The sequence below is a fragment of the Pseudomonas sp. 2822-17 genome (assembly GCF_002742485.1).
Lineage (GTDB): Bacteria > Pseudomonadota > Gammaproteobacteria > Pseudomonadales > Pseudomonadaceae > Aquipseudomonas > Aquipseudomonas cyclaminis.
On record NZ_LJRZ01000742.1, the window covers coordinates 1 to 271 of the forward strand.

General features: G+C 43.9%; 1 pseudogene. It reads left to right on the forward strand.

The features are described from left to right. A pseudogene (locus AOA60_RS26385) lies at nucleotides 1-271 on the forward strand (amino acid dehydrogenase); the annotation flags it as partial.

The window sequence follows — 271 nt, forward strand, 5'->3', positions numbered from 1 at the left end:
ATCCAAGAGTTAAATGGACGATATATTACTGCGGAAGATGTTGGGACAACAGTGGACGACATGGACCTAGTTTATCAAGAAACAGAATACGTGACTGGTATATCTCCAGCATTCGGTTCTTCAGGAAATCCATCTCCTGTTACTGCATATGGGGTCTATGTAGGAATGAAAGCAGCTGCAATGGAAGCCTTCGGTACAGATTCCCTTGAAGGAAAGAGAGTTGCAGTGCAAGGGGTAGGAAATGTTGCTTATACATTATGTCGCCACCTAC